Here is a 12686-nt window from a genome sequence, read left to right on the forward strand (position 1 = left end):
TATTTTTAGCCGGAATGCTTTGCTAAAAAACGGTCTACTTCTTTCTGAGTTGGAATGCTTTGCGCAGCGCCTTCGCGAGTAACGGCTATTGCAGAAGCCGCGCATCCGCGTTTAAGTGCCTGTTTAGCGTCTGTGTGGTTACTGTACGCTGATAAAAAGTATCCGATAAACGTATCGCCTGCGGCAGTAGTATCAACAGCATCAACAGAAAAGGCATCAACGTTAATGACGTCGCCTTTTCTCAGCATCATTACACCAGCTTTACCCAACGTGATAATGACTTCACAGTGGGCCCACTGCTGCTTAAATTCATCAACAATGTCATCCATTGCTTCTTTACCAGTTAGCGCGGCGGCTTCTGTTTCGTTAACGATAAGCAAGTCTATACAATCGTGAGGCAATGCTTTAACCGACTCGCTCATTGGCGCAGGATTAAAGGCAACTTTCAGCTGTTTTTCTTGTGCTTGGCGAAGCACTTCATCAATACTGCTCGTTTCGTTTTGCGTTAGCACCCAGTCTGCAGGCTTGGTGTCATCTAGCGCGGCCATAACGGTTTTAGCTGTAATGGTTTGGTTTGCACCGCCAAAGAGAACGATGGCATTTTCGCCGCTTGGGGTGACTTGGATTATGGCATGACCTGAGGGAGTCTCAGAGCATTTTACGCCGCGACAATCTACACCTTTTTTAATCAACGCTTGCTTAAAATAGGCGTCATTTTGGTGAATACTGCCTACATGCCTAACATCAGCACCGGCTTGCGCTAGCGCAATTGATTGGTTTGCGCCTTTACCGCCTAACAAGGTTTGGTAGTGCGTGGAGGCGATTGTTTCACCAGGTTGAACAAAGTGATCTACTTGGTAAACGTGGTCGATATTAATGGAACCAAAATTTATTATTGCCATTTCTTCTTCCGTCGAAAGAGGGCGTCTCCCAGAATGCCGCGTGTCCATTTTCGCCCGTGAACCGAAATGTTCAGGGCGGAAGAATCACTATGACCGTAGGCTTCTCGATACGAGCCGAGCTTGCACAATAGTTACAGTTTCAACTTCCTAGGTTTATAGCATCGGCCAGGGACATGAATGAACTAGCAAACATCCCAGGAAACATTGTTGTTGTATTAACGCAACAGGGTATATGAAACGCATGTACTAGTGAAGGAGATCACTCTTGTGCGTAGCAAAACTTTGCGTTGTTGAGTATAGCTGCTTAAAGAATACTTTATTCTTGACCATTTGGTCAGCACCTGTTGGTCAGCAAGTATACACGCATATGCGACAAGCTCAAGAAAACCGCGTTCTCTCTTTACGCTAGCACTTTCTCTGTGTTGCAAAGGGAAGTCCTTGTCCACGTCTTAATGGTAGTAGAAATACACGAGGGTTACCAGAGAAGATAAAGGTTTTACTGCTTTTGCTCACTCGTTTGAACAGTGAGTAATCAAATTGGCAAAAGTAGGTTTTATATCCCGATTTTGCTACTATAAACCCACAGTATACGCACGGCGGTTATCTTTTTGGCGTTGTTTTACTTCGCGTGGTTCACTCATACCTAAGCGGGTGTGCTAAAGCCTAAAAAAGCGGATAAAGGCAAAGAGAATAATTTCCATGCATTACATCAAATTTCAAACATAAAGAGAGTTACCAGTGGAAAAGCAGCTTGATTACGACAGCGTTACCAATAAATTGTCACAACATGGCGTAATAGTAGACGGCGCCGAAATACACGGCATCCTCTGCGGCATGTTGTGCGGTGGTATGTCTCTTACCGATCAAAAATGGTTAGAAGCATTAAGCGAAACGGTGAATCAAGACGAAAGCTTTAGTGAGCCGGTTGTTTTTACGCTAACGACTTTATTTAACCAAACTTGCCAACAGTTGTTAGAGCCTGAGTTTGCACTTACTTTGCTACTTCCAGAAGACCATGCCCCAATAAACGATCGCGGCGCTGCTCTTATTAATTGGGTGCAAGGGTTTATGCTTGGTTTTGGATTACACCAGCAAGATTTAGTGAAGTGCAGTGATGATGTAAAAGAAGCACTTGAAGACTTTTCCGACATTTCTCGAATGGAAGAGCCAATGGATGCAGACGAAGAGTCTGAGAAAGCACTCTTTGAAGTAGAAGAGTATGTAAAGATTTCAGCAATTCTCTGCTTCAGCGAGCTGGGGCAGTCATTGCTGGACGATCAAAAAGAAAAGCCTTCAATACATTAATTGCGAAGAGCCCATTTTTTAGAGCTGGGTTTTATAACTGGGCTTTAAAAGTGGGCGCTACTTCTTAGGCTCTAATACGTGAGCTTCAGAAATTGGCTTTAAATCTTGAAATTTAACACTTAAATTTTAAGGACGTCTTTTATAAGCAGGTTTCTTAAATATAAATCACTTATAAACAAACTGCTCACAGGTTGAGTAAGTAAAAGTAATAAAAAAGTGCTGCAAAAACACCGTTTTCTAAAAATAATGCCGACAGGGTTTGTGAATTTATGATTAGCGCGCAAGAGTTTATTTCTAGGCAAGATAGATTATTAGTACAGTGCCAGCCAAACAGTGTATGCATTGTACCCGCAGCGTCTTTAGTTACCCGAAGTCGAGATACGGAATACTTATTCAGACAAGACAGCGACTTTTGGTATTTAACGGGTTTTGAAGAGCCAAACGCATGGTTAATCATTTCAAATCATCCCCGCTATGGTGAAAGCTACCGCGCAATGGTAGTACAAGCTAAAGACAAACAAGCGGAAGTGTGGCAAGGAAAACGATTAGGCGCTGAGGCGGCATTGTCCCGATTTAGCCTAGACGAGGCATTTGAAGAACAAGAGTTAGAAGAAGCCATTCTTGAAGCAATGCAGGGACAACAACATCTTTATGTGGCCCTTGGTGCAAATGAGCAGCACGATCAGTTAATTGTTAACGCTTTAAAGACGTTGAAAGAGGCCCCGAAACAGTCCCTTGCACCTGCTACTGTGCGCGATATACAGCCTTTGCTACATGAGATGCGCGTGTATAAGTCGGCAAGTGAAGTTGCGGTTATGAAAGCGGCCTGTGAAATAAGTGCTCGTGCCCACAAACGCGCCATGCAGTTTGCGCACCCAGGGTGCTTTGAATACCAGTTAGAAGCTGAACTTCATCATGAATTTGCCATGGCGGGCGCACGAAGTCCGGCTTACGGTACCATAGTGGGTAGCGGGGAAAATGCATGCATATTGCATTACACACAAAACAGCGCACAGGTTAACAATGGCGATTTAGTGCTTATTGATGCGGGTGCCGAGTACCAAGGGTACGCTGCCGATATTACGCGCACGTTTCCAGTGAACGGTAAGTTTAGCGACGCGCAACGCGCCATATACAGTTTGGTCTTAAAAGCCCAAAAAAGCGTTTTAGATATGCTGGCACCGGGCGTTACTTTACCTCAGGCAATGACTCACAGCGCAGAAGTGATCACCGAAGGTTTAATTGAGCTGGGCATATTATCCGGCAGTATCGCAGAAAACTTAGATAATCAAACCTGGCGACAATTTTATATGCACGGTTTAGGGCACTTTTTAGGCTTAGACGTGCACGATGTTGGCGACTACAAGCACAATGGCGATGACCGAGCGCTCAGCCCTGGCATGGTCATTACCGTAGAGCCTGGGATCTATATTAGCAGCGATTGCGATGTGCCAGAGCGTTTCAAAGGTATTGGCGTGAGAATAGAAGACGATGTAGCCATTACCGCTACTGGCGTTGAGATACTCACTAAAGACGTGCCAAAAGAGATTGATGAAATTGAGGCATTAATGGCGTAATTTAGCCTTGAATAAAATTGGGCTAATCAAATGCACCTAGAAGGAACGGACTGAGTGAAGAGTGTTGATGTAGTTGTTGTTGGCGGCGGAATTGTCGGTTGCGTTCTCGCTAAAGGGCTGTCCCAAACTTCAGGGCTATCTAAGCGCTCAGGGCTGAAAGTAGCTCTGATTGATTCGGCAGCGCCAGTTTCATCGAGCTCGCTGAAAACAAAAGCACCAACAAAAACAACTGCCACCAACGACTTCAATCCATTTACCGATACCCGGGTTATCGCCCTTGCTCGCCGCACGGTACAAGAGCTTAAAGCACTCAACGTACAGTTAGATAAACTGGCAGAGTACAGCTTTGGCGAATTACCGCCGACTATTGATGCGATTGAAGTAAGCGACAGTGGGCATCTAGGGTTAGTAAATTTAGCAGCAAAAGACTTCCACATTTCTTCGTTTGGGCAGGTGGTCTCGTTAAGTGCATTAACTAAGCTTGTTGCAGACTCTAATGACAGTTACGAGCATGTAGCGCCTGCGAAGGTAGTGAGTGTAAAGCAGCATGTTGCACACACCGACGTTACCTTAGATAACGGCGAATGTTATCGGGCTAAGCTGTTGGTGCTGGCCGATGGCGGCCGCTCCCCACTGGCTGAGCAGGTAGGCATAGGCAGAAGTGAAAGCGACTACGGTCAAACCGCCATTGTGTTTAATGTGCATACACAGCTATCTCACAGCAATAAGGCCTACGAGCGTTTTACCGACTCTGGCCCATTAGCGTTTTTACCCTTTGATAACGAAATAGACGGTGAAAAGTCATCAAACAATGGGTTTTCAGTGGTGTGGACAGTAAAGTCTGACAAAGCCGCTCACCTATTAGCCATGTCGGCCAATGAGTTTGCTAGCGCTCTGCAAGATGCGTTTGGCTTTCGCCAAGGCAAAATAGAAAAGGTCAGCGACAAAAGCAGCTATCCACTTTCACTAAAACTTGCCAGTGACGTAATGGCTCACCGAACGGTGATTGTGGGTAACGCCGCACAGGCGCTTCACCCCATAGCGGGGCAGGGCTTTAACCTGGGTCTTAGAGATATCCACACCTTGATATCGGTGCTTACTCGCAATACAACATCACCCTCTGACCCGGGCGATTTCTCTGTTTTACATGAATACGCAAGTAAGAGAAGCAAAGATAGAAAAACCACGGTGGCGCTTACCGACACCTTGGTACATACATTTTCTAACCGCCACTTTCCCCTTGTTGTAGGGCGAAATATATCGCTACTTGCGCTCGGAATGTTGCCCGCTGCTAAAAAGCAGTTTGTTAAGCAAACCACTGGATACGGCCTAGGTGTTAAGTGAGCCATTGCCAAGCACATAGCTGTATTTAACCAGTTTTTAAATGAATTCAAACTAAGCCTCTAACGAGTCCTAATCTGAGAAACAAGAGAGAGTTATGCAACACGTTGATATTGGAATAGTGGGTGGGGGAATTGTTGGCTTAACGCTAGCCGCTGCGCTGAAAGAAAGTTCGCTGTCTGTTGCGATAATTGATAAGCACCCTTTATCAACAGCCCTAGGCGAGAAGCCTACCGCACGAGTCAGTGCTATTAATCAGGCCAATATTGCTGCCTTGCAGTCGTTAGATACATGGCAACACCTGCAAAAAGACCGCGCCAATGCTTACGTGGCTATGCACGTGTGGGACAAAGACAGCTTTGGCGATATTCATTTTAGCTGTGAAGAAATGGGCAGCGATGCCCTTGGCGTTATTGTTGAAAACCAGGCGTTAATTAATGCGCTGGCGCAGAGCGTTGAAAGTCAGGCTAACGTTCAGGTGTTTGAATCTGGCATAGAGCGGGTGCTATCAGGGCCAAATCAAAATATGGTGATGTTTGACAATAACGACGCCCTTAGCTGCCGACTGCTCATTGGCGCAGATGGTGCTAACTCCTTTGTTCGTCAGCAGGCAGGTTTTCCAATCACGTTTAAAGACTACGAACATACGGCCATTGTTGCCAATATCAAAACCGCACTGCCCCATGAAAACGTGGCAAGACAAGCGTTCACCCCTACAGGGCCTCTTGCGCTGTTGCCTATGGCAGAGCCCAACGTTTGTTCTATCGTGTGGTCACAAACACCTGACGCTGCTGCTAAACTTGCCGCAATGAGCGACAGTGACTTTTGCAATGCCCTAACGGCCGCAAGTGGCAGCATTCTTGGCACAACCGCACTAGAAACTCAGCGTTCAGCATTTCCATTAACCATGCGCTACGCCAGAGAATGGGCTAAAGACGGCATCGCGCTAGTAGGAGATGCCGCTCACACCATTCATCCTCTTGCTGGACAAGGCGCAAACTTAGGAATGCAGGACGCGCTAGCACTGGCTGAATTATTGGTACAGCTTTCGAACGAGGGCAGCGATATTGGGTTACACAAAAACCTACGCCCTTACGAGCGAAGCCGTAAAACCGAAGCGATGAAGATGATTGCAGCCATGGATGGTTTTAAGTTGCTATTTGACGGTGACGACCCGCTTAAAAAGCTTATTCGCGGCGTGGGCTTGGCGGCTACCGACAAAGTGGGGGCCATTAAGCAGGCATTCGTTAGTCATGCGATGGGGCTATAAACCGCCTTGAGCATTTAAAAAAGCGGTATTAAAAGCGTAGTTAAAGAAACCATTTAAAAATAATAATATAAACGACAGGTGAATTTCATGGATAAACGACATTTTTTAAAGTTTGCAGGTGCTGGGCTCGCGCTATCACCCGCACTTTCGGTGGCGGCAAATGCCTCTTCCAGCGCAGACGCCAGCGGCACTGCTCCTATGCCATCGCTATCATCACTAAAACTGCTCACTGAAAACGCAAAGCCTATTAACCTAGCAGAAAGAAAAGCAAGAATAGAACACGCACAGTCTTTGATGAAAGCACAAGGCATAGCGGCCATCCTAATAGAGCCGGGCGCGGCAATGGATTATTTCTCTGGCATACAGTGGTGGCGCAGCGAAAGACTAACGGCGCTTATTATTCCTCAAAAAGGGGATATTGCTGTTGTTACGCCGTTTTTTGAAAAGCCAAGCGTATTGGAGTCTCTTAAAGTAGGCGATGACGTTCGCGTATGGCAAGAGCATGAAAGCCCTTTTGACGTTGTTGCCGATATTCTAAAATCAAGAGGCGTTACCAGCGGCAAGTTAGGTGTTGAAAATAGCGTTCGCTACTTTGTGGTGAACGGCGTAAGTAACGCTATGCCTAGCTTGGATATTGTGCCTGCAGAGCCTATTACTCGTGGTTGCAGAATGTATAAAACGGCTGCCGAGTTAACGCTGATGCACAAGGCGAATGAAGTTACTCTTGCAGCATACGACGTTGTGTTTAAGCACCTCAAGCTAGGCATGACCCAAGCTGAAGTTAAAGCCTTAATGCACAAAGCACAGCAACAGTTAGGTGGCAGCAATTCGTGGTGCCTTGCCTTATTTAATGACGCCAGTGCGTACCCGCATGGAACCAATGCAAAGCAGGTTATTCAGCAAGGCTCCGTAGTGTTGCTTGATAGCGGATGCAGTGTGCACGGGTATCAAAGTGATATCAGCCGTACTCTTGTGTTCGGTGAGCCATCACAAAAAGTGACAGACGTATGGAATACTGTGCGAGAAGGGCAAAATGTCGCGTTTGATGCAGCCAAAGTGGGTACACCTGCCGGTAAGGTAGATGACGCCGTGCGTGCTTATTACGTTACTCAAGGTTACGACAAAGACTATGCACTACCTGGGCTAAGTCATCGCACAGGACATGGCATTGGAATGGAAGGTCACGAAAGCGTGAATTTTGTGCGCGGCGAAACAGCATCGCTTAAAAAGGGTATGTGTTTTTCTAACGAGCCTGGTTTATACATTCCTGGCGAGTTTGGCGTGCGGTTAGAAGACTGTTTGTATATGACAGACAAAGGCCCACGGTACTTTACTGAGCCACCTGCATCGCTAGAAGAGCCGCTAGGTCGACTAGTGCCTATGGTATAGCACTTTCACCCGTTAGTTATTTTTAAGTCGAGTCGTAAAAAATTCCGCCAAGGTCTTACTAATAACAGGGTGCTGGGTATCTTGGTTGAACAAGCAAATATTCACCTTGCCCAGTTTCGGTAGGTGAGGGTGTTTAAGCAAAGTCAGGTTGGCAGGTAGGCTTGATTTTGCCAACGCGGTAACGCCCAAGCCCTGCTGAATAGCCGCAGTTATGCCCCCTAAATCGGCGTTGGTATACGTAATTTTCCAAGCAAAGGTTTGCTGCTTGAGTTGCTCTATTACCCGGCTTCTATACATACAGCCATCTGGGGCCAGTACAAGGGGAATAGTACTACCCACCAGCGGATGCGCACTATCTCCCACCCATACCACATCATCTTCTAACACCACCTCGCCTTCGGTGTCTTCATCGGGATTAACTAAGGCCAAAATAAGGTCAAAATGATCGCGCTGGCTAGGGTGCAGCAAGTCTCGGCTAAGCGAGGAAGTGACTTCTAATGATACATCGGGATAGCGCTTTGAAAATTCACCAATTAACCCTGGCAAAAGGGTAGAGGCAAACTCATTGGGAATGCCCAACCGAAGGCGGCCACTAAGCGGGGCAGGGGTTAAACTTCGAAATATGCTGTCGTTGAGTTCAAGTAATTCTTTGGCTTTTGCATACAGCCAATTGCCATCTGCACTTGGCACATGTCGCTGGCCTAACTTGATAAAAAGCTTGCGGTCGAGCTGCGATTCCAGCTTCTTAATTTGCAAGCTAATGGCAGGCTGAGAACGACCAAGAAAGTCGCCGGCTTTAGCGTACCCACCAAGCTCAATAACACTCACAAATGTACGCAAGTTATCTAACGAAAGCTGTTTCATTATATAAGTATTTCTAATTACCTACCCGCTCAACATTATATTTGTAAATGTTAATATTGAAAACCGCTAATAGAAGTATTTACTTTGTACCTTTTATTTTGACTATTTCAACAAAACTAAATGGTGATTAAGGTGCCTCTGTAACTGCGGCCGAAAAATAGTGTATTCCCCCTATGTTTGATATTCTCAGGCATATAATTGCGCTTCTGCTTTAGTAATGACTATTCAGGTATGGAAGGTTTCGGGGCTTAAACGAAGTTCATCATCAAGCTAAACAAGGTAAATAACACGTAATGCAAAAAACTATCTACGTTGATTCCATATTGGTTAATGCCGAATGGAAAGCACAGCAAGTGATGATTGTTGAAAACGGGACTATTTCTGACATTGTCGACGCTGCTAAATTCGCTACCGGCAATGAAATGACTGCAAACAGTAAAGACCTCGCTAGCAAAGTGAACGTCGACGAGCGTATTGAAGGAACGGTTATACCTGGCTATGTAGACACCCAAGTGAATGGCGGTGGCGGCGTTATGTTTAATCATGCCCCTACATTGGAAAGTGTAAATACTATTGCCAATGCACATGCTCGTTTTGGCACTACGAGTTTGTTTCCCACGCTTATCACCGATGACTTTGCGACCATTAGCAGCGCTGCCGACGCTATATCTCAAGCTATACGCTTAAATCATCCCTCCATCATGGGCGTTCATTTTGAAGGGCCGCATTTGTCGGTAGCGAAAAAGGGAGTGCATAAGGCTGCTCACATCAGGTCAATTTCAGATGAAGAGCTAGCGGTGTATACGCGAAAAGATATTGGCCAAGTTATTGTTACTGTAGCGCCAGAAAATGTGTCACCTGAGGTTATACAAGCCCTTGTTTCAGAGAATGTGGTTGTGGCGCTTGGCCATTCAAATGCGCCCTATGAGGTGGTGCAGAGAGCTCTTGATGCTGGTGCTACTGGGTTCACTCACTTATTTAATGCCATGTCGCCATTAACCTCTAGAGAGCCGGGTATGGTGGGCGCTGCGCTTTTATCAGATGCCATTTGCGGGCTGATTGTTGATCATCAACACCTTCATAAAAAGTCGGCAGAACTTGCCTGCAAAGTTAAAAGTGAAAAGGGCATTATGCTTGTCACCGATGCCATGGCCCATGTTGGCGGAAAACAAGACACCGTTGCTTTTTTTGATACAGAGATCACTCGTACGAGCACCCGCACGGGGGAGAAGTTAACCACGCCCGATGGCACATTAGCCGGCAGCTGTTTAGATATGCATTCGGCGCTACGTCATTGCGTTAACGATTTAGGCATTACGCTTAAAAGTGCCAGTGTAATGGCAAGTACCACGGCGTCTTGTTTCACTTGCACTCAGCGTAACATTGGGCAGTTAGTACCAGGGACTGCTGCCAATTTTGTTGTACTCGACGATAAGCTCAACCTTAAAGCAGTGTGGCAAAGGGGCCTCAATATTCACAATAACGACTAGCCGAAAAATCAGAACAAGTAAAAAGACTGCTCCGTGTGTTTGAACTTTTAACTCTCGCTATTGCCCCACATTATTCAACTAGTGTGAAACTCAATAGGTGCAAAGCTTTATGGGTAGAACGAAGTTGTTCACAATTGGCTAAGAGAACTGCTTTCAAATAACGAAGTTAAACTCACTTATTACGGCCAATTGATATTCACGAAATGACAAGGAGCTTTAATGAAGCTTATTAAGACAACATTGCTCACCGCCGCCTTAACCGCAGGACTAAGTGCAGGTGCAGCCATTGCACAGGAAACAAATACGCAAGCCGCAAAAGCTCAAGAACAGCAGGGCGCCACACAACAGATACAAATTTCTGAAAAGCAGGTAGATCAGTTTGTTGATGCCTATTTAACGGTTCAGTTAATAGGGCAGAAGTATCAGGCAGAAATTCAGGCCGCTGGCGATCAGGCAAAAGCCAAAGATCTTCAGCAAGAAGCCAGAGAAAAAATGCAAACCGCGATTTCCGACAGCGGTATAGCCATGCAGAAATACCGTGAAATTTCTCTTGCCGCCAATCAAGACGAGGCATTACGAGGCCGCATTTCCGAAAAGCTTACCGTAGAGCTAGAGTCGCGCCAGCAGGCCCAAAACGTCGACAGTTAAGTCGCATCGTATTCACGAATTCTCAATAAAACGCTGCATCAATATGTAGCGTTTTTTATTTTGCGCTGTCTATTTTTCCCCTATTGGCAAATCTGCTCTATCAACGCTCTCTAATCTTGCACAACAGGTTCTCCTCGAAGGCTCACCTCAAGCTCTTTTACAGCTCTTCTAAACCCCTCGTGCGAATATAACGTTTTCTGATGTTCTCTAGTATCTACATCAGGTTTTTAAATGTAGTGATAAGAATTATCAATTTGTTGCGCGATTGTTACCTATCTATACTCAATATCGTTTTCTATCTTTCAACAAGAGTAAAGTGGAATGTCTAACACCACCGCCCTACATGCGAAGCACCTAGAAGCTGGTGCCAAAATGGTCGACTTTTTCGGCTGGGATATGCCGATTAACTATGGCTCTCAAATTGAAGAACATCACGCTGTGCGCCAAGACGCCGGTATGTTTGATGTGTCTCATATGACCATTGTTGACGCGAAAGGCCCGCAGGCAAAAGCGTATCTTCAATACCTATTGGCAAACGACGTTGCCAAGCTGAAAGACAAAGGCAAAGCCCTTTACAGCGGTATGCTAAACGAAGAGGGTGGGGTTGTTGATGACCTTATCGTGTATCACTTTGACGAAACCAATTACCGCTTAGTGGTTAACTCAGCCACTCGCGAAAAAGATATGAACTGGCTGTTGAGCAAAGCAGAAGGTTTTGACGTAACCATCAACGAGCGTTCTGAGTTCGCGATGATTGCAGTACAAGGCCCAAATGCAAAAGAAAAAGCCGCAACGCTTTTCAGTGCGGCTCAAAAAGAAGCAGTAGCCGGCATGAAGCCGTTCTTTGGCGTACAAGCTGAAGACCTTTTCATTGCAACAACAGGCTACACCGGTGAAGCGGGCTACGAAATTATGGTGCCAACGGCGCAAGCAGCAAGCTTTTGGCAAAGTTTATTAGATGCAGGCGTTAAGCCATGCGGCCTAGGCGCACGAGATACATTGCGCTTAGAAGCAGGTATGAACCTTTACGGCCAAGATATGGATGAAACCATATCGCCACTAGCGGCTAACATGGGTTGGACTATAACTTGGGAGCCAGCAGACAGAGACTTCGTTGGCAGAAAAGCCCTTGAAACACTGCGTGAAACAGGTACCGACAAGCTAGTAGGCTTAGTGATGACTGAAAAAGGCGTACTTCGCCACGGCTTAAAAGTAAAAACAGAAAGCGGCGAAGGGGTAATCACTTCAGGTACGTTTTCACCTACATTAGGCCATTCTATTGCCATGGCACGAGTGCCTAGCAATGTGGGTGACACAGTAGAAGTGGAAATGCGCAAAAAGTGGGTTACAGTAAAAGTGGTTAAGCCCTCCTTTGTTCGCAACGGAAAAAGTGTTTTATAAGTTTATGTCTCAAGTTTACAAAATTGACAAAGATTAACAGGAACGATTATGAGCAACATCCCAACTGATTTACGTTATGCCGCTACCCACGAATGGGTTCGCTCTGAAGGCGACGGTGTTTTTACTGTAGGTATTTCTGAGCACGCACAAGGTTTACTTGGCGACATGGTTTTCGTTGAGCTACCTGATGTGGGCGACGCGGTAACTACTGGCGACGACGTGTGTGTTGCTGAGTCGGTTAAAGCGGCTTCTGACGTTTACACGCCAATTACAGGTGAAGTAATCGAAATCAATGAAGACCTAGAAGACTCGCCAGAGCTGGTAAACTCTGACCCATACGGCGAAGGCTGGATGTTTAAAATTAAAGCGGAAGACCCTGCAGAAGTAGAAAGCTTGCTTGACGCAGAAGGTTATGAAAACAGCATTGACGAAGAGTAATTCGTTACGAGGGCGTGTTGATCTTTGATGTACATTTTTGCAGCGGTCTGTGAGTTATTTA

General features: G+C 45.9%; 11 protein-coding genes and 1 other RNA gene. 9 read left to right on the top strand and 3 right to left on the bottom strand.

Features of this window, described 5'->3' with window-relative positions; all coding sequences use genetic code 11:
* Window positions 1–5: 5 nt before the first annotated feature.
* Both GTQ48_RS01280 and ssrS read right to left on the bottom strand, forming a co-directional pair.
* Window positions 6–902 carry a ribokinase gene (locus GTQ48_RS01280; protein ID WP_163104671.1) on the bottom strand — a complete coding sequence of 299 codons (897 nt, stop codon included), beginning with the start codon at window positions 900–902 and terminating at the stop codon, window positions 6–8.
* Window positions 903–923: 21 nt separating this feature from the next.
* Window positions 924–1106: non-coding RNA, 6S RNA (ssrS, locus tag GTQ48_RS01285), on the bottom strand.
* Between the two features lie 534 nt (window positions 1107–1640).
* Between ssrS and GTQ48_RS01290 the strand changes: the two genes are divergently transcribed.
* The 5 genes from GTQ48_RS01290 (at window position 1641) to GTQ48_RS01310 (ending at window position 7784) form a co-directional block, all read left to right on the top strand.
* On the top strand, window positions 1641–2207 hold the full coding sequence (locus GTQ48_RS01290; RefSeq protein WP_032097509.1) for a UPF0149 family protein: 567 nt from the start codon (window positions 1641–1643) through the stop codon (window positions 2205–2207).
* Window positions 2208–2476: 269 nt separating this feature from the next.
* A complete protein-coding gene (gene pepP / locus GTQ48_RS01295) occupies window positions 2477–3784 on the top strand; it encodes a Xaa-Pro aminopeptidase (RefSeq protein ID WP_163104673.1) in 1308 nt (435 codons plus the stop codon).
* Window positions 3785–3838: 54 nt separating this feature from the next.
* On the top strand, window positions 3839–5128 hold the full coding sequence (locus GTQ48_RS01300; protein WP_163104675.1) for an FAD-dependent monooxygenase: 1290 nt from the start codon (window positions 3839–3841) through the stop codon (window positions 5126–5128).
* 94 nt (window positions 5129–5222) lie between these two features.
* A complete protein-coding gene (locus GTQ48_RS01305; RefSeq protein ID WP_163104677.1) occupies window positions 5223–6395 on the top strand; it encodes an FAD-dependent monooxygenase in 1173 nt (390 codons plus the stop codon).
* Window positions 6396–6482: 87 nt separating this feature from the next.
* Window positions 6483–7784 (top strand): M24 family metallopeptidase, encoded by a 1302-nt coding sequence (locus GTQ48_RS01310; protein WP_163104679.1) that lies wholly within the window; start codon window positions 6483–6485, stop codon window positions 7782–7784.
* 12 nt (window positions 7785–7796) lie between these two features.
* Here GTQ48_RS01310 and GTQ48_RS01315 read toward each other — a convergent pair whose 3' ends face one another.
* Entirely contained in the window at window positions 7797–8648 is an 852-nt protein-coding gene (locus tag GTQ48_RS01315) for a LysR family transcriptional regulator (protein WP_032097514.1), read from the bottom strand.
* Window positions 8649–8941: 293 nt separating this feature from the next.
* On the opposite strand from GTQ48_RS01315, the gene nagA reads away from it, so the two are divergent.
* The 4 genes from nagA to gcvH all read left to right on the top strand — a co-directional run bounded on the left by nagA (window position 8942) and on the right by gcvH (window position 12625).
* Window positions 8942–10138: an N-acetylglucosamine-6-phosphate deacetylase gene (nagA, locus tag GTQ48_RS01320; protein ID WP_163104681.1), complete on the top strand. Its 1197-nt coding sequence runs from the start codon at window positions 8942–8944 to the stop codon at window positions 10136–10138.
* Window positions 10139–10357: 219 nt separating this feature from the next.
* A complete protein-coding gene (locus tag GTQ48_RS01325; RefSeq protein ID WP_163104683.1) occupies window positions 10358–10786 on the top strand; it encodes a DUF4168 domain-containing protein in 429 nt (142 codons plus the stop codon).
* A gap of 321 nt (window positions 10787–11107) precedes the next feature.
* Window positions 11108–12187 (top strand): glycine cleavage system aminomethyltransferase GcvT, encoded by a 1080-nt coding sequence (gene gcvT / locus GTQ48_RS01330; RefSeq protein WP_163104685.1) that lies wholly within the window; start codon window positions 11108–11110, stop codon window positions 12185–12187.
* A gap of 48 nt (window positions 12188–12235) precedes the next feature.
* Window positions 12236–12625 (top strand): glycine cleavage system protein GcvH, encoded by a 390-nt coding sequence (gcvH, locus tag GTQ48_RS01335; protein ID WP_163104687.1) that lies wholly within the window; start codon window positions 12236–12238, stop codon window positions 12623–12625.
* Window positions 12626–12686: the final 61 nt, after the last annotated feature.

The organism is Alteromonas genovensis (assembly GCF_010500895.1).
GTDB lineage: Bacteria > Pseudomonadota > Gammaproteobacteria > Enterobacterales > Alteromonadaceae > Alteromonas > Alteromonas genovensis.

Bases quoted from the DNA above. Each gene is read 5' to 3' on its own strand.
- GTQ48_RS01280 (WP_163104671.1), bottom strand. From the start codon at position 902: ATGGCAATAATAAATTTTGGTTCCATTAATATCGACCACGTTTACCAA.
- pepP (WP_163104673.1), top strand. From the start codon at position 2,477: ATGATTAGCGCGCAAGAGTTTATTTCTAGGCAAGATAGATTATTAGTA.
- GTQ48_RS01305 (WP_163104677.1), top strand. From the start codon at position 5,223: ATGCAACACGTTGATATTGGAATAGTGGGTGGGGGAATTGTTGGCTTA.
- GTQ48_RS01310 (WP_163104679.1), top strand. From the start codon at position 6,483: ATGGATAAACGACATTTTTTAAAGTTTGCAGGTGCTGGGCTCGCGCTA.
- GTQ48_RS01315 (WP_032097514.1), bottom strand. From the start codon at position 8,648: ATGAAACAGCTTTCGTTAGATAACTTGCGTACATTTGTGAGTGTTATT.
- nagA (WP_163104681.1), top strand. From the start codon at position 8,942: ATGCAAAAAACTATCTACGTTGATTCCATATTGGTTAATGCCGAATGG.
- GTQ48_RS01325 (WP_163104683.1), top strand. From the start codon at position 10,358: ATGAAGCTTATTAAGACAACATTGCTCACCGCCGCCTTAACCGCAGGA.
- gcvT (WP_163104685.1), top strand. From the start codon at position 11,108: ATGTCTAACACCACCGCCCTACATGCGAAGCACCTAGAAGCTGGTGCC.
- gcvH (WP_163104687.1), top strand. From the start codon at position 12,236: ATGAGCAACATCCCAACTGATTTACGTTATGCCGCTACCCACGAATGG.